The organism is Pseudoxanthomonas sp., from assembly GCF_035999195.1.
In the GTDB taxonomy this organism is placed as follows: domain Bacteria; phylum Pseudomonadota; class Gammaproteobacteria; order Xanthomonadales; family Xanthomonadaceae; genus Pseudoxanthomonas_A.
On the sequence record NZ_DASYGY010000009.1, the window covers coordinates 1,287,312 to 1,312,013 of the forward strand.

At 67.7% G+C, this 24,702-nt stretch carries 18 protein-coding genes and 1 riboswitch; of the genes, 10 read left to right on the plus strand and 8 right to left on the minus strand.

Annotation, left to right across the window (positions count from 1 at the left end; genetic code table 11):
* Nucleotides 1-51: 51 nt before the first annotated feature.
* Genes VGN58_RS13150 through metX form a run of 3 tightly spaced genes read right to left on the minus strand, consistent with a single transcriptional unit; the run spans nt 52 to nt 3,355 of the window.
* Nucleotides 52-1,122: a homoserine dehydrogenase gene (locus VGN58_RS13150; protein ID WP_327483646.1), complete on the minus strand. Its 1,071-nt coding sequence runs from the start codon at nt 1,120-1,122 to the stop codon at nt 52-54.
* Nucleotides 1,119-2,342: an O-succinylhomoserine (thiol)-lyase gene (locus VGN58_RS13155; protein ID WP_327483647.1), complete on the minus strand. Its 1,224-nt coding sequence runs from the start codon at nt 2,340-2,342 to the stop codon at nt 1,119-1,121. Before VGN58_RS13155 ends, VGN58_RS13150 begins: the two co-directional genes overlap by 4 nt.
* Nucleotides 2,339-3,355 carry a homoserine O-succinyltransferase MetX gene (gene metX, locus VGN58_RS13160; protein ID WP_327484660.1) on the minus strand — a complete coding sequence of 339 codons (1,017 nt, stop codon included), beginning with the start codon at nt 3,353-3,355 and terminating at the stop codon, nt 2,339-2,341. Before metX ends, VGN58_RS13155 begins: the two co-directional genes overlap by 4 nt.
* A gap of 121 nt (nt 3,356-3,476) precedes the next feature.
* Nucleotides 3,477-3,593, minus strand: a riboswitch (SAM riboswitch).
* A gap of 113 nt (nt 3,594-3,706) precedes the next feature.
* On the opposite strand from metX, the gene VGN58_RS13165 reads away from it, so the two are divergent.
* From VGN58_RS13165 to VGN58_RS13185, 5 genes are all read left to right on the plus strand, one after another.
* The gene (locus tag VGN58_RS13165; RefSeq protein WP_327483648.1) at nt 3,707-4,801 is read left to right on the plus strand and encodes a phytase; all 1,095 of its coding nucleotides are present in this window, start codon (nt 3,707-3,709) and stop codon (nt 4,799-4,801) included.
* Nucleotides 4,798-5,724, plus strand: a complete 927-nt coding sequence (locus VGN58_RS13170; protein ID WP_327483649.1) for a M23 family metallopeptidase — start codon at nt 4,798-4,800, stop codon at nt 5,722-5,724. The genes VGN58_RS13165 and VGN58_RS13170 overlap by 4 nt, the downstream gene beginning before the upstream one ends.
* A gap of 85 nt (nt 5,725-5,809) precedes the next feature.
* Nucleotides 5,810-7,426, plus strand: a complete 1,617-nt coding sequence (locus VGN58_RS13175; RefSeq protein ID WP_327483650.1) for a peptide chain release factor 3 — start codon at nt 5,810-5,812, stop codon at nt 7,424-7,426.
* A gap of 174 nt (nt 7,427-7,600) precedes the next feature.
* The gene (trhA, locus tag VGN58_RS13180) at nt 7,601-8,296 is read left to right on the plus strand and encodes a PAQR family membrane homeostasis protein TrhA (RefSeq protein WP_327483651.1); all 696 of its coding nucleotides are present in this window, start codon (nt 7,601-7,603) and stop codon (nt 8,294-8,296) included.
* Between the two features lie 86 nt (nt 8,297-8,382).
* A complete protein-coding gene (locus VGN58_RS13185; protein ID WP_327483652.1) occupies nt 8,383-10,332 on the plus strand; it encodes an AsmA family protein in 1,950 nt (649 codons plus the stop codon).
* Between the two features lie 7 nt (nt 10,333-10,339).
* Here the strand turns inward: VGN58_RS13185 and VGN58_RS13190 are convergent, their stop codons facing one another.
* The 3 genes from VGN58_RS13190 to mtgA are packed head-to-tail and all read right to left on the minus strand — an operon-like array spanning nt 10,340 to nt 12,535.
* The gene (locus VGN58_RS13190; protein WP_327483653.1) at nt 10,340-10,768 is read right to left on the minus strand and encodes a CBS domain-containing protein; all 429 of its coding nucleotides are present in this window, start codon (nt 10,766-10,768) and stop codon (nt 10,340-10,342) included.
* Nucleotides 10,728-11,768, minus strand: a complete 1,041-nt coding sequence (locus tag VGN58_RS13195) for a glycosyltransferase family 2 protein (protein WP_327483654.1) — start codon at nt 11,766-11,768, stop codon at nt 10,728-10,730. The genes VGN58_RS13190 and VGN58_RS13195 overlap by 41 nt, the downstream gene beginning before the upstream one ends.
* Entirely contained in the window at nt 11,765-12,535 is a 771-nt protein-coding gene (gene mtgA, locus VGN58_RS13200) for a monofunctional biosynthetic peptidoglycan transglycosylase (RefSeq protein ID WP_327483655.1), read from the minus strand. Before mtgA ends, VGN58_RS13195 begins: the two co-directional genes overlap by 4 nt.
* 122 nt (nt 12,536-12,657) lie before the next feature.
* Here mtgA and VGN58_RS13205 point away from each other — a divergent pair, with 122 nt between their 5' ends.
* The 5 genes from VGN58_RS13205 (at nt 12,658) to VGN58_RS13225 (ending at nt 21,836) form a co-directional block, all read left to right on the plus strand.
* Nucleotides 12,658-13,554, plus strand: coding sequence for an Hsp33 family molecular chaperone HslO (locus VGN58_RS13205; protein ID WP_327483656.1), 897 nt, complete (start codon nt 12,658-12,660; stop codon nt 13,552-13,554).
* Between the two features lie 148 nt (nt 13,555-13,702).
* Nucleotides 13,703-14,536 carry a hypothetical protein gene (locus tag VGN58_RS13210; protein WP_414710821.1) on the plus strand — a complete coding sequence of 278 codons (834 nt, stop codon included), beginning with the start codon at nt 13,703-13,705 and terminating at the stop codon, nt 14,534-14,536.
* A gap of 292 nt (nt 14,537-14,828) precedes the next feature.
* The gene (locus tag VGN58_RS13215; RefSeq protein ID WP_327483657.1) at nt 14,829-17,864 is read left to right on the plus strand and encodes a TonB-dependent receptor domain-containing protein; all 3,036 of its coding nucleotides are present in this window, start codon (nt 14,829-14,831) and stop codon (nt 17,862-17,864) included.
* Nucleotides 17,865-18,230: 366 nt separating this feature from the next.
* Nucleotides 18,231-21,098: a TonB-dependent receptor gene (locus tag VGN58_RS13220; RefSeq protein WP_327483658.1), complete on the plus strand. Its 2,868-nt coding sequence runs from the start codon at nt 18,231-18,233 to the stop codon at nt 21,096-21,098.
* A gap of 75 nt (nt 21,099-21,173) precedes the next feature.
* Entirely contained in the window at nt 21,174-21,836 is a 663-nt protein-coding gene (locus tag VGN58_RS13225; protein ID WP_327483659.1) for a TIGR02466 family protein, read from the plus strand.
* Here VGN58_RS13225 and VGN58_RS13230 read toward each other — a convergent pair whose 3' ends face one another.
* Both VGN58_RS13230 and VGN58_RS13235 read right to left on the minus strand, forming a co-directional pair.
* Nucleotides 21,837-23,408, minus strand: a complete 1,572-nt coding sequence (locus tag VGN58_RS13230; protein ID WP_327483660.1) for a tetratricopeptide repeat-containing sulfotransferase family protein — start codon at nt 23,406-23,408, stop codon at nt 21,837-21,839.
* A 126-nt stretch (nt 23,409-23,534) separates the two neighbouring features.
* Entirely contained in the window at nt 23,535-24,569 is a 1,035-nt protein-coding gene (locus VGN58_RS13235; protein WP_327483661.1) for a hypothetical protein, read from the minus strand.
* Nucleotides 24,570-24,702: the final 133 nt, after the last annotated feature.

The window sequence follows — 24,702 nt, forward strand, 5'->3', positions numbered from 1 at the left end:
CGCGGCGCCACCGGCGCTGCCCCTCACTCCTCACTCCTCACTCCTCTCCACTCACGCCCCGATCGCCAGCACGTCGTCCAGTAGCGCAGCGGCGGTGACGTCGGCACCCGCGCCCGGCCCCTGGATGACGAGGGGCTGTTCGGGATAGCGGTCGCTGTAGATCGCCACGCGGTTGTCGGTGCCGCCACCGCCGCACAGCGGATGGTCCAGCGGCAGCGCCTGCAGGCCGACGCTGGCGCGTTCGGCATCGAAGCGGCCGATGAAGCGCAGGCGCGCGCCGTTGCGGTAGGCGTCCTTGAAGCGCGCGGCCAGTGGCGCGTCGAGCTGCGGCAATGCCGCGTCCAGTGCCGGCAGCGGCAGCGCCGCCAGGTCCGCCGGCACCAGCGACTCCACGCGCACGTCCTCGGCCTGCAACGGCAGGCCGGCGGCACGGGCGAGGATCAGCAGTTTGCGGCGCACGTCTTCGCCGGACAGGTCCAGGCGTGGATCGGGTTCGGTGTAGCCGGCCTGGCGCGCCTGACGGACGAAGCCCGAGAACGCGCGCATGCCGTCGTAGTGGTTGAACAGCCACGCCAGCGATCCGGACAGCACGCCTTCGACGCGGTGGATGCGGTCGCCGCCGGCCACCAGCGCGCGCAGGCTGCGCAGCAGCGGCAGGCCGGCACCGACGGTGGCGGCATCGCCGTAGCCGGCGCCGGAATCCGCGCGCGCCCGGGCGATCGCCTGCGCGCGCGCCAGCGCACCCCCGACGCCGAGCTTGTTGGCCGTCACCACGTGCACGCCGCGCGACAGCCATTCCGCGTGCCAGTCGGCAACGCTGTCGCTCGCGGTCGCATCGACCACGATGTCGCCGGCCCGCAAGGCCTCGCCTTCCGCCCAGGGCGGCATGTCGCCGTCGCACGCCGACGCCTGGTTGGCCGCTTCCAGCGCCTGCTGCGCGGAACCCCCGCAGGCATGCAGCACGCGCGAATTGGCCAGCCATGCCAGCGCCGGCACCGCCAGCCCCTGCGCCTGCAGGCGTTGATGGCGCGCGACGAACGCGCTGCCCACCACGCCGGTGCCGAGCAGCGCCAGCGTCGGTGCGGTACGCGACGCGGTCGCCAGGCGGACGACGGTGCTCATGCGTCGGCGAGTTTGCGTTTGGATTCGGCCGCCACCGCCTCGGCGCGCACGAGGGCGGCGGCGAGGTCCGCCAGCAGGTCGTCGGTCGCTTCGATGCCGACGGACAGGCGCAGCAGGCCATCGGAAATGCCGGCCTTGGCGCGCGCTTCCGGCGTCATCGCGGCATGCGTCATGGTGGCCGGATGCGCGACCAGGCTTTCCACACCGCCCAGCGATTCGGCCAGGGTGAAGTAGCGCAGCCCTTCGACGAAGGCGCGCACGGCCTCTTCGCCGCCGTCGAGTTCGACGCTCAGCATGGCGCCGAAGCCTTTCTGCTGGCGCGCCGCCACCGCGTGACCGGGATGCGAGCCCAGTCCGGGGAAATAGACCTTCGACACCACCGGGTGCGCGTCGAGCAGCGCGGCGATGGCGGTGGCGTTCTCCTGGTGCGCACGCAGGCGCGCATCCAGCGTGCGCAGGCCGCGCAGCGTGAGGAAGCTGTCGAACGGCGAGCCGGTCAGGCCCAGCGCGTTCGCCCACCACACCAGCTGCTGGTGAGTGTCGGCGTCGCGCGCGATCACAGCGCCGCCGACGACGTCGCTGTGGCCGTTGATGTACTTGGTGGTGGAGTGCAGCACCACGTCGGCGCCGAATGCGATCGGCGTCTGCAGCGCCGGCGACAGGAAGGTGTTGTCCACCACGGTGCGCGCGCCGGCCTTGTGTGCGGCGTCGATGACGAAGCGCAGGTCGGTGATGCGCAGCAGCGGGTTGGAGGGCGTTTCGATCAGCACCAGCGTCGGCGACTGCGCCAGCGCGTCGGCCAGCGAGCGCGGATCGGTCAGGTCGGCGGTGATCAGCTCGAAGTGGCCCTTCTTCGCCAACGCATTGAACAGGCGCCAGCTGCCGCCGTACGCGTCGTGCGGCACCACCAGGCGGTCGCCCGGCTGCAGCAGCGCGTTCAGTACCAGCGTGATGGCGCCCATGCCGGTGGCGGTGATGACCGCGCCCGCGCCGCCTTCCAGCTCGGCCAGCGCCTCGGCCAGCAGGTCGCGCGTCGGGTTGCCGCTGCGGGTGTAGTCGTACTCGCGCTTCTGCGCGAAGCCGGCGAAGCTGAAGTTCGACGACAGCACGATCGGCGGCGTCACCGCGCCATAGGCGGTGTCGCGGTCGATGCCGGCACGGACGGCGGCAGTGGCGGGACGACAGGGCGCGTCGGTGTCGGTGGGGGCGTAGCTGCTCATGCGAGGTCTCCGGCGGCGCGCAGGGCCGAGGTGAGTATGGAATCGATGCGGTCGGTTTCTTTCAGGAAGGCGTCGTGGCCGTAGGGCGAACGCAGTACGCGCAGTTGCCCGAGCGTGCCGAGGCCTTCGACCAGCGAGACCGAATCGGACAGCGGCACCAGGCGGTCGCCTTCCACCGCGACCACCAGCGTGGGCACGCGGACCTCGGCGGGATCGACGCGGTGCAGGTCGATGGATTCGGACAGGCGCACATAGGCGGTCACCGGCGTACGCGCCACGTACTGCGCGCCGGCGGCGTCCAGGTAATCCTCGGCGGCCACGCGCACGCGGCCGTTGACGATTTCCGGTGCGCTGTCGAAGCGCTCGCCGAATTCCTCCGGCGTGCGGTAGCTGAGCATGGCGAACTGGCGCGCCAATGACAGGCCCTGCGCATCGGCGCACTGCAGCTGGCCGAGCGTCACCGCACGGCGCTGCAGGGCGCGCCACGCCGCCGCGTACGGATGCGCGCGGTGCGCACCGCTGACGGCGACCAGCGTCTTCATCCGCTCGGCGTGGCGCACGGCGAACTGCAGACCGACCAGCGCACCGTAGGAATAGCCGACGAGGGCCTCCAGCCGCGCGATGCCGAGTGCCGCCAGCAGCTTCGCGATGGCGTCGGCCTGGTCGGCGGTGTCGATGGGCGCGTCGAGGCGACCGTCGGCACCGACGAAATCGAAGGCGAGCAGTCGGCGTTGCGAGGGATCCAGCGCGCGCTCCGCGCCGACCAGGTCGTTCAACCAGCCGCTTTCGGGAAACACGTCGCTGGCCGCCAGGTGGCGATGCGCGGAGATGCCGCCGGCGACGAACACCACGGGCGCACCGACCGGTCCCTGCAGTTCGTAACGCAGAGTCACCGCGCGCGTGCCGGCGTGGCGCATGGCCAGTTCCACCACCACTTCGCCGCGCAGCGCGCGCGGACCGTCGTCCTGCGTGGACGGGAACGGAAAGCCGTCGATCAACGACGGTTCGGGCATGCGGTTCAGGGCGGGGCTGGCGTAACTCATGGCGGCATCCGGTGGGCGTGATCCCTGGCGGGACGGGACTGCACCACCGAGCTTCGCGGAGCTCGCGTTCGCCGTGCGGAGGGCACGGTACGAACCATCTTCCGGCAGACGCTGAGGTCCCCGCAGGATTTGGCACCACCACGGCGCTTGCGCGTCGCTGGCTGCCCCGGCTTCTTCGGGCCTGTCCCTCTGCCGGTCTCGATGGTGGACGGACTTTGCCTGCCCCCGCCAAGGATGTCAATCGCTTTATTCGGATGAAGCGATGAATATTGACCGCCATCTCGCCGCCGACCGGTGCGGCAATGCCGCATAATTCCTGACATGACATTGAAATCCGTCCTTGGCGCTCTCTGCGTGGCCTGCCTGGCCGCCTGCTCCACCACCCCGCTGCATACCTCCACCCCGCCCGCGCCGGCCCCGAAAACGGCCGCCGATGCGGTGGTGGCCGAGGCCTGGATCTCGGACCCCGTGGCGGGCGACGAGCTGGACTCGCTGGTCGCCTGGCCGACGGAAGACGGCCAGGTCTGGCTGATCGCCACCGCCAAGGCGACCCACCGGCTGGCGCTCTACGACGCCGACAGCGGCCAGCGCCTGCGCACCGTCGGCGGGCCCGGCAGCGCCGTGGGCCAGTTCAACCGGCCCAACGGGATTGCCGTGTTCGGCGACCTGCTGTTCGTGGCCGAACGCGACAACCATCGCGTGCAGGCGTTCCGGCTGCCGGAATTCGCCCCGCTGGGCGCGTTCGGCGCCGACGTGCTGCGCTCGCCGTACGGCCTGTGGGTGCACGAGACCGCCCCGGGCGAACTGGAGCTGTTCGTCACCGACAGCTACATGGCCGACTTCCGCACCATGACGCTGCCGCCGATGGCCGAACTGGACGGTCGCGTGAAGCGCTTCCAGGTCCGCGTCGAGGACGGCGGCAAGCTGGAAACCCGCCTGCTCGGCCAGTTCGGCGACACCGGCCCCGCCGGCGCGCTGCGCATGGTCGAGTCGATCGCCGGGGACCCGGCGCACGGGCGCCTGCTGGTCGCCGAAGAGGACCGGCGTGTGGGGTCCACGCTGCGCGACTACCGGCTGGCCACCGGCACCTACAACGGCCACAGCCTGCCGGTGTTCGACGCCGATGCCGAGGGCATCGCGCTGTGGTCGTGCAGCGCCGACGGCGGCTACTGGGTCACGGTCGACCAGCTGACGCCCACGCGTTTCCGCCTGTTCGAGCGCGCCACGCTGGCGCCGGCCGGAGTGTTTTCCGGCCAGGTGACCGCCAATACCGACGGCGAGACCGTCTACGCGATGCCCACGCCGCGCTTCCCGGCGGGCGCGCTGTTCGCCCTGCACAACGACGTGGCGCTGGCCGCGTTCGACCTGCGCGACATCGCCCGCGCGCTCGACCTGCAAGGCGATTGCCCGCGGTGAAGGCGCGCCTGCTGGCCCTGGCCTGCGGCATCGCCGTGCTGGTCGGCAGCGCAGGCGACGCTGACGCCGCGCGCCTGTACCGCTGGAAGGACAAACAAGGCTATACCCAGTACGGCGACCAGCCGCCCCCGCCGGACCAGCTGGCCGGCAGCGGGGTGGACGTGATGCGCTTCCGCAATCCGCCCAGCGCGCTGGTCCGCCTGCGCCTGGAGAAGCAGGGCGGGCGCTACGAAGCCTGGGCCGACAACCTGATGCACGGGCCGGTGGAAGTGCAGCTCGGCTTCCGCCGCCAGCGCGATGTCCGCAGCGCACCCGCCCTGCCCGCACGCGCGGTGGTGCCGGCGCGCAGCAGCGTGCGGGTGGCCGATATCAGCGTGACCGATCCGCTGCGCGGCGGCGATTTCGAACTGACCCTCGATGGCATGCCCGGCGATCCGGCCAGCCGGCCGCAGGACTACGAGTACCGCCTGCCGTTCGACTACGGCCGCGTGCGCGTGGACCAAGGGCCGGGCGGGCGCTTCAGCCACAGCGACGCGCAGAACCTGCACGCGGTCGACTTCGCCGTGCCCGAAGGCACGCGGATCGTCGCCGCCCGCGAGGGCCTGGTGATGCAGGTGGAGTCCGACTTCGACAAGGCCGGCCTGAACCGCGAGAAATACGGCGGCCGCGCCAACTTCATCCGCATCCTGCACCCCGACGGCAGCATGGCGCTGTACGCCCACCTGAAGGCCGAGGGCGCCCAGGTGCGCGTGGGCCAGTACGTCAGCAAGGGCCAGTACATCGGCCTGTCGGGCAACACCGGCTTCTCGACCGCGCCGCACCTGCATTTCGTGGTGCAGGCCAACCGCGGCATGCGGCTGGAATCGGTGCCGTTCCGCATGTTCGGGCCGCTGGGACAGCTGCAGTTCCCGTCCAGCCGCTGAGCGCGCGACGGCGATCCGGCCGGCGCAGGCCGCTATAATCGCGCCCCCTCCCCGCTTCCGCCACGCCCGCCCGGGCGCCCGCCCCATGTCCGATCCGAACAGCCCCGTGGCGCCCGAAGCGGCACGCCGCCGCACCTTCGCCATCATTTCCCACCCCGACGCCGGCAAGACCACGCTGACCGAGAAGCTGCTGCTGTTCGGCGGCGCCATCCAGATGGCCGGCTCGGTGAAGGGCCGCAAGGCCGCGCGCCACGCGACGTCCGACTGGATGGCGCTGGAAAAGGAGCGCGGCATCTCGGTCACCTCGTCGGTGATGCAGTTCCCGTACGAAGGCAAGATCGTCAACCTGCTGGACACGCCGGGCCACGCCGACTTCGGCGAGGACACCTACCGCGTGCTGACGGCGGTGGACAGCGCGCTGATGGTCATCGACGTGGCCAAGGGCGTCGAGGAACGCACGATCAAGCTGATGGAAGTCTGCCGCCTGCGCGACACGCCCATCATGACCTTCATCAACAAGCTGGACCGCGAAGGCAAGGATCCGATCGAACTGCTGGACGAAGTGGAAAGCGTGCTGGGCATCCAGTGCGCGCCGGTCACCTGGCCGATCGGCATGGGCCAGCGCCTGAAGGGCGTGGTGCACCTGATCACCGGCGAAGTGCATCTGTACGAACCGGGCCGCAACTTCACGCGGCAGGACTCGACGATCTTCCCGTCGCTCGACGCGCCGGGTCTTGCCGAAAAGATCGGCGCCGAGATGCTGGCGCAGCTGCGCGACGAACTGGAACTGGTGCAGGGCGCCAGCCATCCGTTCGACAAGCAGGCCTACCTCGACGGCAGGCAGACGCCGGTGTTCTTCGGCTCGGGCGTCAACAACTTCGGCGTGCAGCCGCTGCTGGACTTCTTCGTCGAGCACGCACCCTCGCCGCAGCCGCGCGAGACCACAGGGCGCGAGGTACAGCCGGACGAGAACAAGCTGACCGGCTTCGTCTTCAAGATCCAGGCCAACATGGACCCGCAGCACCGCGACCGCGTGGCGTTCATGCGTGTCTGCTCGGGCCGCTTCGAGGCCGGCATGAAAACCTTCCACGTGCGCAGCGGCAAGGAGATGAAGCTGGCCAACGCGCTGACCTTCATGGCCAGCGACCGTGAGATCGCCGCCGAGGCGTATCCGGGCGACGTGATCGGCATCCACAACCACGGCACCATCTCCATCGGCGACACCTTCACCGAGGGCGAGGCGCTGTCGTTCACGGGCATTCCCAACTTCGCGCCGGAACTGTTCCGCCGCGCGCGCCTGCGCGACCCGCTCAAGCTCAAGCAGCTGCAGAAGGGCCTGGCGCAGCTGAGCGAGGAAGGCGCCACCCAGTTCTTCCGTCCGCTGATGAGTAACGACCTGATCCTGGGCGCGGTGGGCGTGCTGCAGTTCGACGTGGTGGCCTACCGCCTGAAGGACGAGTATGGCGTGGATGCGTCGTTCGAGAACGTCAGCGTGGCCACGGCGCGCTGGATCCGCTGCGACAACGCGAAGAAGCTGGAAGAATTCCGCGACAAGAACGCGATGAACCTGGCGCTGGACGCCGCCGGCGAGCTTGTCTACCTGGCGCCGACGCGGGTGAACCTGCAACTGGCGCAGGAACGGGCGCCGGACGTGCAGTTCCTGGCCACCCGCGAGCACGCACACAGCGTGGACCTGGGCTGAAGAAGTAAGACACGGACAAGTGCGGATAAATGCGCATAAGGCCGATGAGAAAGGCTTTATCTGCCGTTATCCGCGTGTATCCGTGCCGATCAAAACGCTTTTCGGCGCAGCCATGCTGAATCCACGGCGGGCACAGGGATGCGCCGCTTGCTGCGTTGCGGTAATTTTGCCGCCATGAGCACCGACCCCACTCCGCTACGTACCCTGCGCGCGCGCAAGCGCGCCGACCACCTGATCGACCTGCGCGACGAGATCGCCAGCGCGCTGACCCACGGCCTGGGCGCGGTGCTGGCGCTGGCCGGCGGCGCGGTGCTGATCACCCTGGCGGCCATCTATGGCGACGGTTGGCAACTGGGCGCGTCCATCGTCTTCGGCGTGACCCTGCTGCTGCTCTACACCGCCTCCACGCTGTACCACGCCATCCAGCACCCGGTGGCGAAGGGACGGCTGAAGGTGTTCGACCACTGCGCGATCTACCTGCTGATCGCCGGCACCTACACGCCGTTCACCCTGATCGGCCTGCGCGGGCCATGGGGCTGGGGCCTGTTCATCGCGATCTGGACGCTGGCGTTCGCGGGCGTGGTGTTCAAGCTCTTCTATACCGGCCGTTTCAAGCTGCTGTCGACGATCATCTACATCGCGATGGGCTGGCTGGTGGTGGTGGCGATCAAGCCGTTGCTGACCTCGGTCGACCCGGTGACGCTGGGATGGATGCTGGCCGGTGGCCTGTTCTACACGCTGGGCACCTTCTTTTACCATCGCGAGTCGATCCGTTATTCGCACGCGATCTGGCATCTGTTCGTGATCGGCGGCAGCGTCTGCCATTTCGTCGCCGTCACTCAACAAGTGCTGATGCCGCGGCTGGCGTGAACCGCGCGTCCACGTTCGTGTCCCGCGCGTGAATCACGGGGCCGCGCTTCGCGGCACGTGAACATGCCGGCACACACCATGGGGCCATGCACGACGCGCCCCCCTCCCGCCGCCGCTTCGTCCTGCGTCCGCCGTCGCGCACCGCTGCGATCGCACTCGGTGTGTTGGGGGCGACGATCGTGGTGCTGGCGATCCTGTTCGAGTGGAACTGGCTTCGGCGGCCGATCGAGCGCATCGTCGAATGGCAGACCGGCCGAGGCTTCCAGATCGCCGGCGATCTGGACGTGGACCTGGGCCGGGTGACCACCGTGCGCGCGGACGCGCTGACGTTCGGCAACGCCGCCTGGTCCAAGGTCCCGGTGATGGCAGCAGTCGACCGCGCGGAACTGAGCGTGGAGATGTTTCCGCTGATCTTCCGGCGCGAAACGCGCATTCCCCGCATCCACCTTACCCGCCCGCAGCTGCGCCTGGAAAGAGGGCCGGAGGGCACCGGCAACTGGGTGTTCGGAGACCGCACGGGTGAACGCCGGACGCGCTACCGCGACCTGCGGATCGACGATGGACGACTGCTTTTCCTCGATCCCGCGCGCAGGACCGATCTCGACATCCGGCTGTCCACCCTTCGTCAGGCCACGCCCGAGCAGCCGTCGGCCGTCGAGCTGAAGGGCAAGGGTCGCTGGGCAGGCAATGCATTATCGCTGCGGGGCGAGGTGGGCTCGCCGCTGGCGCTGCGCGACACCGGGCGGCCGTACCGCATCGACCTGCGCGCGACCGCCGGCCCGACCCGCGCGCATGCGCGCGGCACGCTCACCGATCCCTTCCGCCTCCGCGACTTCGATCTGCAGCTGCGGCTGGCGGGCGAGGACATGGAAGACCTCTTCCCGCTGATCGGCATCGCCACGCCGCCCACGCCGCCGTACCGGCTGGATGGGCGCTTCCGCCGCGACGGCGACCGCTGGCGCTACGACGGCTTCACCGGCGTGGTCGGCGACAGCGACTTGGCCGGATCGGCGAGCGTGACGGTGGGTCGCGCGCGCCCGTTGCTCAACGCGAACCTGGTGTCGAAGCGGCTCGACTTCGACGACCTGGCGGGGTTCGTCGGCGCACCACCACAGACGGGCGGCGGGGAGGCCAGCAACGGCGAGCAGCGCAGCGAAGCCGCTGTATTGGCCGCCGATACGCGCCTGCTGCCGGATACGCCTTACAACCTCACCAAGCTGCGCGCGATGGATGCCGACGTGCGCTGGAAGGCGCATCGCATCAACGCGCCGGGCCTGCCCATCGAGGACATGGACGCGCACCTGCTGCTCGACGCCGGTCTGTTGCGGCTGGAGCCGCTGAACTTCGGCGTGGCCAAGGGCGACATTCGCTCGCAGATCCGCATGGATGCGCGCAGCGACACCATCCGGACGCAGGCGACCATTGCCGCGCGCGGGCTGGATCTCGGCGACCTGTTCCCGCAGGCCGAACTGACGCAGACCGCCATCGGTCGCATCGGCGGCGACATCAAGGTGACCGGCACCGGCAATTCGGTCGCCGGAATCCTGGGAACCGCGGATGGCGACATCGCGCTCGGCATGGGTCGCGGACAGATCAGCAACCTGCTGATGGAACTGGCGGGCCTGGATATCGCCGAAGCCCTGAAGTTCCTGGTCACCCGAGACAAGACCGTACCGGTGCGCTGCGCGTTCGGCGACTTCGCCGTGAACGATGGCGTGATGCAGGCGCGCGCGCTGGCGTTCGACACCAGCGACACCATCATCGTCGGCACCGGCCGGATCAGCCTGAAGGACGAGACGCTGGACCTGGAGCTGCGGCCCCGCCCGAAGGATCGCAGCATCCTCGCGTTGCGTTCGCCGCTGGTGGTCGACGGCACGTTCAAGGATCCGTCGTTCCGGCCGGACTTCAAGCGCCTTGGCCTGCGCGGTGCGGTGGCGGTCGCGCTGGGCAGCATCGCACCGCCCGCCGCGCTGCTGGCCACACTCGAGGCCGGTCCCGGCGAGGACAGCGCCTGCGGCGGTCAGTACGCGAAGTAACGGCGGCTCAGCTGGCGATGTAGCGCTGCAGCTGGTCCAGTTGCACCTGCTGGTCCTCGATCACCGCCTTGACCAGGTCGCCGATGGAGATGACGCCCACGATGGCCTCGCCTTCAGCGACCGGCAGGTGGCGGATGCGGTGCTCGGTCACCACCTGCATGCAGTGGTCGACGCTGTCGTCGGGCCGCACGGTCACCACCTTCGCCGTCATGATGTCGCGCACCGGCGTGTTGGACGACGAGCGCCCCTGCAGCACCACCTTCCGCGCGTAATCGCGCTCGGACACGATGCCGCACAGTCGCGGCCCCTGCATGGCCAGCACCGCGCCTACGCCCTTTTCGGCCATCAGCTTGATCGCATCGAGGACGGACGCATCGGGCGATACCGCGAAGACTTCAGGGGCCTTGCCCCCCAGCAACTGACGAACCGTGCGCATGGCGATCTCCTGGAAGGGGAGCGGGTCGATCTGGCCCGGCCAAGGATACTCCTGCCGACGCGGGTTGCCACGCATCGATGAGGTACAGCGGGCGCTGCTTGGACTCCTCGTAGAGCCGGCCCAGGTACTCGCCGATCAGGCCCAGCGCCACCAGCTGCGTACCACCGAGGAAGAGGATGACCGTCATCATGGTCGGCCAGCCGGCCACCGGATCGCCGAACAGCAGGGCCTTGGCGACGATGTAGAGGGCGAAGGCGAACGCCAGCAATGCCGTCAGTACACCGATATAGGTGGCGACCCGCAGCGGCGCGGTGGTAAAACTGGTGATGCCCTCCAGCGCGAAGTTCCACAGCTTCCAGAAGCCGAAGCGGCTGCGGCCCGCCACGCGCGCTTCACGGTGGTAGGGCAACGCCTTCTGGTTGAAGCCCACCCAGCCGAACAGGCCCTTCATGAAGCGATGACGCTCGCGCAGCTCGCGCAGCGCCGCCAGCGCACGCGGCGACAGCAGGCGGAAGTCTCCGGTATCGGCCGGGATCGGCGTCTTCGACAGCCGGCCGATCACGCGGTAGAACGCGTGGGCGGTGGCGCGCTTCAGCCAGCTTTCACCGTCGCGCGCGATGCGCGTACCGTGCACGTTGTCGTAGCCGGCCTGCCACTCGCGCACGAAGTCGCCGATCAATTCGGGCGGATCCTGTCCGTCGGCATCGAGGATCACCGCGGCGCCGGTCTCGACCCGGTCCAATCCCGCCGTCAGTGCCGCTTCCTTGCCGAAATTGCGCGAGAGCCGCAGCACCGACACGCGCGGATCGTTCGCCGCCAGCGTGCGCATCACCGTCCACGTCGCATCCCGACTGCCGTCGTCGACGTACAGCACGTGGCCCTGCACGCCTTTCAGCGCATCCAGCGCCGCCATCACGCGCGGGTGCAGCAGCGGCAGCGACTGCGCCTCGTTGTAGGCGGCCACCACCACCGTGACCTGCCAGGCGGAAGCGCCGCTCACGGCAACGCCTCCAGGTAGCTGTTGCCACCGATCTGCCGGACCTGCCGCTCGATCCGCGTCGCGCGCCGTTGCACGTAAGGCCCGGGGCGCTGCGCGCTGTACCGGCGCGGCGACGGCAACACGGCGGCCAGCCGTGCGCTCTGGTTGGCACTCAGGTTGGCTGCATCCTTGCCCCAGTAGCGCCGCGCGGCGGCCTGCCCACCATAGACGCCATCGCCGAACTCGGCGACGTTCGCATACACCTCCAGGATGCGCCGCTTCGGCCACAGCGTTTCGATCAGCAACGTGTACCAGGCCTCCAGTCCCTTGCGCGCCCATCGCGTGACGCGGTGGCTGCCCTGCCAGAGGAACAGGTTCTTCGCGACCTGCTGGCTGATGGTGCTGGCACCCCGCAGGCGCGTCACCGGCCGCCCGCGCTTCTCGGCACGCTCGACCATCTTGCGGTTGTGCACGCGCGCCTTCTCGATCGCCGCCAGGTCGAAGCCATGATGGGTCGCGAAGTTCTGGTCCTCCGCCGCCACCATCGACAGCGGCAGGCTGGGCGCCATCTCGTCGAGATCGCGCCAGTCATAGGCCACCCGGAAACCGAACTCGCCCTCGCCCCAGGCTTCGAACACGCGGGCCGCCATGAAGGCACTGAACGGCGGATCGACGAAGCGCAGCACCCCGACCTGCAGGATGCTGGCCGCCGCGAACAGGAACGGCAGGGCCAGCAGCCATCGGAACCAGCGGCGTCGACGCGGCACCCTGGCGACGGTCGCACTCATCGGGCGCGCCGGATCTTGAGGATGGTGTCGGTTGCCCCCATCGTGGTGTTTCCCTTCATGCGTGTCATCGCCGGCATTATGCCGAGACACGCGACCGCCCCGCATTCCCCGCATGGACTCCCATGGCCACCGACGCCTCTGCCGACACCCTGACCCGTTTCCTGCTCCCCGCCGCCGGCGTCCGCGGCGTGGCCGTGCGCCTTGACGAAACCTGGCAGACGGTCGCGGGTCGCGCCGACTACCCGCCGTCGACGCGCGAACTGCTGGGCGAAGCCAGCGCGGCTGCGGTGTTGTTCACCGGCCACACCAAGGTGGACGGCCGGCTGTCGATCCAGTTGCGCAGCCAGGGCAGCCTGCGCGGCCTGTTCGCCGAATGCACGGCGTCCGGCACCGTGCGCGGCATCGCGCAGCTGTCCGCCGGCCAGGACGCGCCGCGCGACCTGCGCGACTTGGGCGATGACGCCCTGCTCGCCATCACCATCGAGAACCCGGGCCTGGACCCGCGCGAGCCGCAGCGCTACCAGAGCCTGGTGGGCCTGGAGGCCAGCCGGCTGGCCGAGGCCTTCGAGGACTACTTCAGGCAGTCCGAGCAGTTGCCCACGCGCCTGCTGCTGTCCGCAGATGGCGACCACGCCTGCGGCCTGATGCTGCAGAAGCTGCCCGGCGACGAAGGCGACGACGACGGCTGGAATCGGGCCGGCGCCCTGTTCGACACCCTGGGCGAGACCGAACTGCTCGCCACGCCGGTATCCGACCTGCTGCACCGGCTGTTCCACGAGGAATCGCCGCAAATCCTGACCCAGCGCCCAGTTCGCTTCGGCTGCTCTTGTTCGCGGGAGCGGGTCGAGAGCATGCTGCAATCGTTGGGGGAAGAAGAGGCGACGGCCGCGCTGGCCGACGGGGTGGCGGAAGTGCGTTGCGAGTTCTGTGGGCAGGAGTACCGCTTTTCGCCCCTGCAGATCGCGGAACTTTTCAGCCAGCCCAAGGTCGATGTGGACGCGCCCAGCCACCTGCAGTAGTCCGGCAGCCGGCGAGCCGCCCCGGGGACTTGTTAAAGAAACATAAACGGCATAGCATCGGTTCCCCTTCGGGAGGGGAACTCCGGGTCGACCCAGGAGTCTGAAGCGAGCCATGAAACTGCGTAGCCTGTCACTGTCGCTTGCCCTGTTGCTCGCCTCCGGCGTGGCGACGGATGCATATGCGCAGAAGAGCACGCGCAAGCCGGCCGCCGATGCCCAGCCCACCGCCCTGCCGATCTGGAACAACGACGGCAAGGTCGAGGCGGTGCTGCTGCTCGAACCGACGGGCCAGGCCGAGGCCGGCGCCCGCTGGCGCCTGGGCCGCAACTCGCTGACCACCGCCTTCGGCCTGGACAGTGGCGACTCCCTGGGCCTGGTCTGCAACCGCAAGGCCGGCGTGGTCGGCAACATCGGCAACCTGGCCAGTCACTGCATGCTCGCCACCCTGGGTGACGACGACGACACCAACGCAAGCCAGCGCGTCAGCGCGTCGGCCTTGCTGAGCCGTCCCGGCGGCAAGCTGGGTCTGTCCGCCGGTACGGGCCGCGACACGCTGCCCGCCTGGCTCTCGTCGGGACGGGGCACCGGTCGCGTCGAGCAGAACGACCTGACCGTGTTCGGACAGAAGAACATCGGTCGGGAAGGCTTCGTCTCCATCGGCGGGGCCGTCGCGAAGGCCACCCTGGTGCCCGCTTCCGACCTGCCCGCCCTGGCTGATCGCTGGAACAGTCGCAGCCTGACCGTGGGCGGCGGCTACGGCCCCTTCAGCGCCAACATCATCGGTCGCGTGATCGATGTGCCTGGCCAGCCGGGCAAATTCGAGGGCCTGGGCCTTGGCCTGACGTGGCGCACCCCGTGGAGCGGACAGCTCACCGTCGGTGCCGAGAACGTCATCACCCGCGGCAAGAATCCCTTCTCGTTGACCAACGAGAACGCCGACGAGGGCACCGTGCCCTACGTCCGGTACGAGCAGGACCTCTAGAACTCCTTATCCCGCGCACATACGCAACCGTGCTGTCGCAGCGCGGCAGATGCGTATGCACGCAGGCGAAATTTTCTGGTCTGCGCGGCGCGCCTCTGCACCTCGGGCCTTCATTGCGTGCCCGCCATCACAAATACGTAACTAGGCTTACCTCTATCCGTCTTCGGTCTTCACGCGGGTTTAATTCTCGTTAAAAGCCGAATAGTATCCGGTCACCCCCTCGTTTCGTGGTCGCCCTTTTTGACCGCCTCGAGGGACACCTTGGGATACCCCTACACGGGAGAGAGAAAGAATGAACTGCAAAACCACGAAGCTCCGTGACGCGATCTCGTTCGCGCTCGCGGCCGGTGCGGTGTCGGCGATCGGTACCGGCGCTGCGTTTGCCCAGGAAACACAGGGCGACCCCACCACACTGGATCGCATCGAAGTCACCGGCACCCGCATCCGCCAGGTCGACACTGAAACCGCCCAGCCCGTCTTCACGCTGAGCCGTGCCGATATCGAAAAGCAGGGCTTCCAGTCTGTCGCCGACATCCTGCAGAACATCTCCGCGATGGGTCCGCCGACCATCAGCCGCGCTTCGCCGCTGTCGGCTGGTGAAATCGCCGGCGGTACCTACATCAGCATGCGCAACCTGGGCGCGCAGCGCACGCTGCTGCTGGTGAACGGCAAGCGCATGGGCATCTCGACCAGCGGCTTCGCCGACGCGTCGCTGATCCCGGCCGTGGCCGTGGAACGCATCGAAGTACTGAAGGATGGCGCGTCCTCGATCTACGGTTCGGACGCCATCGCGGGCGTGATCAACATCATCACACGCAGCAACTTTGAAGGCGCCACCGCCAGTGCCTACTACGGCCAGTACAGCGAAGGCGACGGTGCCATCACCAACGGCGACTTTGTCATGGGCTTCACGGGAGACCGGGGCTCGCTGACGGTTGCCGCCGAGTGGGGTGAAGAAGACGTCGTCCACGCGTCCGACCGTCCCTATAGCGCGTTCCCGCGCTCCAACCTGCACCCGACGGACCAGTGGACCACGGTCGGCCAGTACGGCGGCTGGGTGACCACGGCCACCACCGGCGTGCCTGGCGTTCCGACCGGTACGCGCGTGATCCTGCGTCCGGGTGGCAACCCGCGCAATCTCGCCGACTATGTGCCGCAGAACACCAACGTGGGCACCTGCACCGGCGCCACCGCCGCCAACGGCTGTACGCCTGGCTCGACGGCCGATAAGAGCAACACCAACGAGCAGACCGACCTGCGTACGCCGGTCGAGCGCAAGGGCCTGTACGTCGACGGCATCTTCGATCTGTCCGACAACATCCGTTTCCGCACCAACCTGCTGTACGCCAACCGCATCACTGATCGCACCGTGGCCGGCTATCCGATGCAGGCAACGTCGTTCGCTTCGTCGAACGGCGGCACGGGCGTGCCTCTGGCGGCGACCAGCTACTTCAACCCGACCGGCGCGACCATCAGCAACTGGTGGCGTCGTACCTGGGAAGTACCGCGCGTCAGCACCAGCGATCTGACCACCTACCGCTTCACCGGCGCGCTGGAAGGCAGCTTCGAGTTCGCCGACCGCCTGTTCGACTGGGATGTCTCTTACCTGCACAACAAGAACGAGCAGGTGCAGTCGTCGTTCGGTAACCTGAACCTCGCCAACACTGCGCGCGCGGTCGGCCCTTCGTTCTTGGATTCGACTACGGGCCAAGTTGTCTGCGGTACGCCCGACAATCCCGCAACGACGGCCAACGAGCGCAATGTCATTGCCGGCTGCGTGCCCTGGAATCCGCTGCTCGCCTTCGGCGTGACGGGTCCCGGCGCACTGACCGGCAACCAGGCTCTGCAGAACTACCTGTTCCAGGAAGAGCACTCCACCGGCGAGACGACGACGCAGGTGTGGTCCGCCAACCTGGCCGGCACCATCCTGGCGCTGCCCGCAGGCGATCTCGGCTTCGCGATCGGCGTGGAGAACCGCAAGGAGGAAGGCACGTTCGTTCCCGACGCACTCGCCCAGACCGGCGGCTCCACCAACCTGTCGGCAGGCCCGACCGGCGGCGAGTACAAGGTCGACGAAATCTACCTGGAACTGCAGGTACCGATCCTGGCCGACCTGCCGGGTGCGCGCGAACTGAGCGTATCGCTCGCCAGCCGCTACTCCGACTACGACACCTTCGGCGATACCACGAACAACAAGTTCGGCCTGAAGTGGAAGCCGATCGATTCGCTGCTGGTGCGCGCCACCCTGGCGGACGGCTTCCGTGCGCCGACCATCGCCGATCTGTACGGCGGCGGCTCGCAGACGTTCTCGTTCTTCACCGACCCGTGCGACACCAGCTTCGGCAGCTCGGCCAGCAACGCCACCACCCGCGCCAACTGCGTTGCCGCGCTCGGTGCCACGCTGGGCAACAGCTATCGCCAGCTGGGTCAGGGCCTGAACCCGGTCGGTTCTCCCAACTCGCAGACGCCGATCGCGTTCACGTCCGGCTCCAACCCGCTGCTCACGCCTGAGCTGTCCAAGTCGCAGACCATCGGTGCGGTGTGGAGCCCGAGCTTCATCGAAGGCCTGAACATGTCGCTCGACTGGTGGAAGGTGCGTATCGGCGACACAATCGTCGCTGACTCCCCGACCCAGATCCTCAACGACTGCTACATCCAGGGTATCGCCAGCCGCTGCTCGCCGAGCCTGTTCACCCGTGACGCCGCGCTGGGCTACATCAACTTCCTGTCGTTCGGCAACCGCAACGCCGGCTTCCGGAAGGTCGAAGGCTTCGACTTCGACGTGTCCTACCGCTGGACCACGGAGACCTGGGGCAACTTCAACGTGTCGTCCAACACGACGTACACGGCGAAGGATTACTTCGTCAGCACCAACGATCCCCGCTACGCGCTGTCTTCGGTCGGCTTCACCAGCTCGTTCCGCATCCGCTCCAACCTGGGCCTGAGCTGGCAGAAGGGCTCGTTCGGCGCCAGCTGGACGGCACGCTACTACTCGTCGATGAAGGAGGGCTGCACCTACTTCGTCCCGGGTCTCAACGAACCGAACCTGGAGTGCAACGAGGTGCTGTTCGCGCCGACCGGCGTGTTGCTGCCCAACGGCGATCCGGCCAGCGCCATCACCCGTCGCAACCGAGTCGGCTCCAACACGTTCAACGACGTGCAGGTCCGCTGGGACGCGCCGTGGAATGCCACCATCACGCTCGGCGCCAACAACGTGTTCGAGAAGGTGGGTCCGGTGATGTACACGCAGCCGAGCGCGAACGTGTCGTACTACGGCAACTTCGACATCGGCCGCTTCGTGTACATGAAGTACCAGCAGAAGTTCTGATCGCGGTTTTCGCTTAGGCAGTACCCGCACGGCCCCGAAAGGGGCCGTGTTCTTTTTTGGACCACCGCTGCAAAGTGGTCAGCGCATTAGGCGGCTGACGCAGCGCCCACATCCACGCGGCGCCATGTGCCCGACCTCCCCTTGCTTGGGATCCGATGCACCCCAAGTTGCACCTCCCTGTTCAGGCGCATGAAGACCCACCTTGCCGATTCGGAGCATGCACTTTGCCGCATCATGGCCGCTTAACAACACTTTAATTCTTGGCTGGGCACGACTATGATCGGATCACCCCCGCCTTTTGGCCGCCCCTTTTTGGCCGGCCGGCAGGGTATCCCTAGGGCTTAAACAACGTCACCCGGAGAGAGAATGAATCCCAAGACCACCAAGCTGCGCGACGCGATCAGCCTCGCGCTCGTCGTCAGTGCCACCACGACGGGCGCCGCGTTCGCCCAGGAAGCAACCACCACGCTGGACAAGGTGGAAGTGACCGGCTCGCGCATCAAGCGCACCGACGTGGAAACCTCCCAGCCAGTGTTCAGCCTGACCCGCGAGGACATCCAGGCCCAGGGCCTGACGTCGATCGGCGACGTCATCCAGAACCTGACTTCCAACGGCACGGCGCTCAACACCACCTACAACAACGGCGGCAACGGCGAAACCCGCGTCAGCCTGCGCAACCTGGGCTCGAACCGCACCTTGGTGCTGGTCAACGGCCGCCGCTGGGTTGCCGGCACCGGTCTGGGCGGCGCGACCGACCTGAACACCATCCCGACCGCCGCGGTCGAGCGTATCGAAGTGCTGAAGGATGGCGCCTCCGCCATCTACGGTTCCGACGCGATCGCCGGCGTGGTCAACGTGATCCTGCGCACCGACTTCGACGGCGCCGAAGCCAACGCCTACTACGGCCAGTTCAGCCAGGGCGACGGCGGCCGCGAGTCGTACGACATCACCATCGGCAGCAGTGGCGAGCGCTTCAGCGCGATGTTCGGCGCCGGTTACGTGAAGGAAAACCCGGTCATGGCCGGCGACCGCGAGATCTCGGCGGTTCCCGTGTTCGGCACGGGCGTTGCCTTCGGCAGCAGCACCAGCCCGAACGGCCGCTTCGCGCTGTGCTCCGGTACGTTCAGCCCGGGCGCCTGCTCGGTGGGCGAGACCCGTCCCAACGGCACCGCAGGCCAGTTCGGCTATGACGAAGGCCAGACTCCGGCGCAGTGGCGTCCGTGGGGTGCCGGCGTCAACGATCTGTACAACTTCGCGCCCGACAACTATCTGGTCACGCCGCAGGAGCGCAAGTCGATCTTCGGCCAGGCCTCCTTCGACATCACCGACAACGTCCGCTTCTCGGCCACCAGCACCTACAACAACCGCCGTTCCGAGCAGCTGCTCGCCGCGATGCCGATCGTGCTCGGTACCGGTCCGGGCGCTGGCGTGCAGGCGCGTACCATCTCGATCAGCCCGGACAGCATCTACAACCCGTTCGGCCAGACCGTTTCGCGCATCCAGCGCCGCGCGGTGGAGACCGGTGGCCGCAGCTTCAACCAGAACGTCGACACGTTCGGTTTCGTGGGCGCACTGGAAGGCAACTTCGAGTTTGCCGACCGTTACTTCTCCTGGGATGTCGGCTACAGCTACGGCCGCAACGACCAGAACGACACCACCAATGGCCTGTTCAACATCCTTGCGCTGCGCAACGCGTTGGGCCCGTCGTTCATCGACGGCGCCGGTGTCGCGCGTTGCGGCACCACGGGCAACGTGATCGAAGGCTGCGTGCCGCTGAACCTGCTGGGTGGCGTTGGCTCGATCACCCCGGAAATGCTGGCCTACTCGACCTTCGTGGCGCACGACGAGTACCAGTACACGATGAAGCAGTGGTTCGCCAATCTGTCGGGCGAGCTCTTCGAGCTGCCGGGCGGCATGCTGGCCTTCGCGGCCGGCCTGGAGCACCGCAGCGAGTCGGGCTACGACTCCCCGGACGCGCTGATCAACTCGGGCAACACCACGGGCAACGCCCGTACCGCGACGGCTGGCAGCTACAAGCTGGACGAGGCCTACCTGGAACTGTCGGCGCCGCTGCTGCGTGACGTGTTCCTGGCCCGCGAGCTGGAGCTGAGCCTGGCCACGCGTTATTCGGACTACGACACCTTCGGCGACACGCTGAACAGCAAGTTCGGCTTCAAGTGGAAGCCGATCGAAGACCTGCTGGTCCGCGGCAGCTGGGCGGAGGGCTTCCGCGCGCCGTCCATCGCCGAGCTGTATTCCGGCGTGGCCGACTCGTTCGCCTCCATCGCCGATCCCTGCTCCACCACCTTCGGCGGCACCTATGGCAGCTTGACCGCCGAGCAGCGCGCACGCTGCACGGCGCAGGGCGTGCCGGTCGGCGGCTACGACCAGGGCAACTCGCAGATCCGCATCAGCGTGGGCGGCAACCCCAACCTGCTGCCGGAAACCTCGACCAGCAAGACGCTGGGTCTGGTGTGGAGTCCGTCGTTCATCTCCGGCTTCGACGTGTCGCTGGACTGGTGGAACATCACCATCGAGAACGGCATCATCACGCGCTCGGGCCAGTTCATCCTGGATTCGTGCATCGAAGACGGCATTGCGCAGGCCTGCTCGCTGTTCACGCGTAATGCGAACGGCAGCATCGACACGCTGCTGTCGTCCGGCCTGAACTCGGCCGAGATCGACGCCGAAGGCTACGACCTGACGTTGAACTACCGTCTGCCCGACACCAAGTGGGGCTCGTTCTCCTTCAGCTGGGACAACACCTACTACGCCAGCTACGAAGAAGACCAGAATGGCGACAACCTCGTCGGCGAGTACTTCGACGGCAGCAACAACTGGCGCATCCGCTCCAACCTGCTGGCCCGCTGGGAAATGGGCGATTGGGGTGCGACCTACGCGGCCCGCTTCTATTCGCGCCAGGAAGAAACCTGCCCGTTCTACTACAACGACTACGGCTTCGGCGAGCTCTGCAGCGATGCGATCCTCGGCCCGGGCGAAGACGGTGGCGTGGACGTGGTGCAGGAAGGCTCGCAGAACAAGATCGGCGCGGCCACGTACCACGACATGAGCGTGTACTGGAAGGCTCCGTGGAACGCCAAGATCACGCTGGGCGTGAACAACGTGTTCGACAAGACCCCGCCGACCTCGTACGTGACCTTCGCCAACACGTTCGACCCGTCGTACGACATCAACGGGCGCTTCATCTACATGCAGTACAACCAGAAGTTCTGATCTGGTGCTTCCGCAGCACGACTACGGCCCTTCGGGGCCGTAGTTTTTTCCGCGCCCGACCTTGTGGATTCCGTCATGTCCGTGCAGATCGCCTCGATGTTCGCCGTGCCCGTGGGCCAGAGCCGCGTGCCCGATGCCGGCCCGCTCAACCGAGAGCTGGAAGCGCTGCTGCTCGCCCGCGAGGCGGATCCGGAGCGGTACCGCAACGCGCACCCGTCGCTCAAGCAGCAGGAAGGCGTCTTCGAGAGCAACTTCGACCTGTTCGCCTCGCCCGAGCCGTGCATCCGCCGTCTGCGGGCGTTCTGCTGGTCGATGCTGGGCGAGGCGATCCAGCAGACCAACGGCTACTCGCCTGACGAACTGAGACGACTCGAGATCTTCTCGCACACCTGGTTCCATGTGACCCGGCAGGGCGGCTTCACGATCCTGCATACGCACCCGATGGCATCGTGGTCGGGCGTGTACTGCGTCAGCCCCGGGGACGCCGTCCCCGACAAGCCGGAATCCGGCGTGCTGCGCTTCCACAATCCGCACGGCTACAGCAACACGTTCATGGATCCCGGCAATGCGCACTTCAAGCCGCCGTACCACCACGGCAGCTGGTCGTTCGCGCTGGAGGCAGGCCAACTGGTGCTGTTCCCGTCGTGGCTGCAGCACGAGGTGCTGCCCTACTACGGGCAATCGCCCCGCATCACGGTCGCGTTCAACTGCTGGTTCGGCACGAAGCAGGCCGGCTGATCAGGAATAGAAAGAAGACAGGCCGGTCCTCAAGGGCACGAGCTGCGCTTCGTAGTTGCGCCACACCATGCCACGGTCGCGGCGGATGCCTTGGCGCGCCAGGGCAGCGCTGGCGGTGGCGACGCGTCCGCTACTGCGCGATACGTCGGCGATCGACGGCTGGTAACTCAGACCACAGTATTCGGCGACCCGTTGTCCCACCTCGTCGGGCGCGGACACCAGTTCGTCGTAGTCCACCTGCAGGATGCGTCCCGGCAACACATCCCGCCAGTGCTGCATCAGGCGACGATACTGCAGGTAGAAGTGCGCGAGTTCAGCTTGGTCGTACGAGTACGTCGCCACGCCGGCGAACAGCGTGCGCAGGTTGGAGAAGCACGTATCCATCGGATCGCGCACCAAGTTGATGATCTTCGCCTGCGGCAGCGCCTTGGCGATCAGACCGATGTTCCAGAAATTCATCGGCAGCTTCTCGGTGAAGAACGGCTTGCCCCGGCTCAGCCACCTCGCCGCTCTGGCATAGCCGCGCGCGAGGGCATCCATGTCCATCCCGGGTACCCGGGCCAGCACCGTGGCGTCGAAATGGTTGGCGTAATGATGGTCGGCCGCCAGGTGGACCTGCGCGTCGAACGCGCCGGTCTCGCCAGCGTCGGCCACGTTGGAGTGGCCGGACAGCATGCGCTCCAGTAGCGTGGTGCCGGAGCGGTGCATGCCCAAGATGAAGATCGGAACGGCAGACTGCTCAACCTGCGAGCTAACGCGCAGGAATCCGGCATCGAAGGTGGCAATGGCCTGGTCCACCAGCGCAGCGTCCTCCTCCGGAACGTACCCAACATGGGTACGCTTGACGCGACAGCCCCGCTCCAGCGCCGACCACGCGCCCGGGTAATCGCCGAGGTCGTGCAGTTCCTTGTGCAGCCCGTAGCTCAGGTAAGCCTCGCCTTCCTTGCCGGGCGTGGCCTCCGATAGTTGCCGGCGCAGGCGGTCGACGTGATTGGACTCCGCGGTCTGCGTCCGCACGCTCGCCAGCATCCACGAGCTCTGGTACAGCCGCGGATCGGCCTTCAACGACTGCTCGTAACGCTGTTCGGCCAGCTCGGGTTCGCCCGAGAACAGGTGCAGGTTGCCGCGCACATACAGCGCAGGTGCGGAGTTGGGGTCGCGTTCGACGGCGCGCTCGGCCAGCCGCACCGCAGCCTCGTGCGCACCGATCGAGCTGAGCATCACCACCGCGCGGGCAAGGACGTGCACCGGTGCGGATGCAGCGAATCGCTCATCAGCCAGGCAACGATCGAGCGCATCGAACTCGTTGAAGTACCGCAATCGCTGGGCCAGGCCATAGGTGATGCCTGGATGCGGCGGCGTGATGCCGCTGGCACGCATCAGCGCCTGATACGCAAGGACGTGCTTGCCTTGCCGGGAGTACAGCGTGGACAGGCCGATCAGCGACGGGAGATGGCGCGGGTCCAGCGCCAGCGCATCGAGATAAGCCGCTTCCGCCACCGACCATTGCTGCCGGTCTGCCGCCGCTTCCCCCTGCATCCAGCGCGCGTCCGCGCCCACGTTACCCATCATGCCTGCGCCTTACCCTTTCCAGTCGATTGAATGCGGACCGCCGCGCTGCAGGTTCGAGGCGGACGAGACGGTGTGCGCGGTAGTGTAAGCGGTGCGCCGCGCCGTTACCTCCGCAGCGGCCGGCCGCTACGGCGCCACTGATTGCGCCTCTACCGGCAGCGCGTGCAGCAGGTAGCGCTCTGCCCAGCGCATGGCATCCGCGACCTCCTTCGCGTAGGTCGTGCGCAGCAGCTGGTGTTCCCGCTCGCGCACCCGCACGTCATAGGGCCGGCTGCTCGCCTTGGAATGCGATGCGGCGAGTTGTCGCGCCTGGGCACGCAATGTTCCCTCGGGCAGCGGCAGTTGCAGGAAGGCGGCCGCCGCTACCGCTGCTTCTTCGATGTCGGCACCGACGCGCGCCCAGTCGAGGACACGCACGCGCGCGCCGGAATGTTCGCGTAGAGTGGCCACCAGATCACGCTGCGCCGCCCACTGCAGTGCGGCAGCGGCCAGCACCGAGGGCGGCTCCAGGGCGCCCTCGGGAAGCCGGGCGGAAAGCGTGCCCGCACGCAAGGCGCGCGCGGCCAGTACCGGTACGTTCGCAAGCGTCTCAGGGGTTTTCTTGAGATGCGACACAATGAAATCCTCCAGGCCGGAGGTCAGCACGATAGCCTTGGCCTCCGGATGGACAGCCATCAGCGGACGCGCGATGTTCAGTGCGGCATGCGTGGGTTTCACCAGCACCCGTCCATCGGGATGCCAGGGGCGCGCCAGCAGATCGACGATCGGACGCAGCCATGGAGAGACGTCATGGCCCGCGTCGGCCGCGTCGCCCAGCCTGCGCAGGACCAGCGGCTCGCGCAGTGCCACGCTATGGGGCGTCAGATGCAGGAGGCGGGCCAGCAGCGTCGAGCCGCAAAACGAGGTATGCCACAGCCAGGCCGGCGGTTGCACGGGCGCGGGAAGTGCGGCGAGGGGTGCGAGCGGAGTCAATGCCTGTGGCCGGCCCTCGGCGGGCATCCTCGGATCCAGAAATACGCTGGCCTGGATCAGGGCCTCATCACAGCGCAGCCACTGCACACGATCGCCTGCCAGGTCCACGTCGAAGGGAAACCAGGTCGCATCGCGGGGATCGACCGGCGCCAGCGGCCCCATCAGGGAAGAAGTGGAACGGGCATCCATGGCGCGTTGGGGAACAAGGGAATCCCCATCGTAACGGATGCGCAGGTGCGTCCGCCTCTACGCTGAGCGCGCGAACCGCCCGGATGCCGTTCGTCGTTCGCGCGGAGGACACCCGATGCCTTTGCCTGACCTG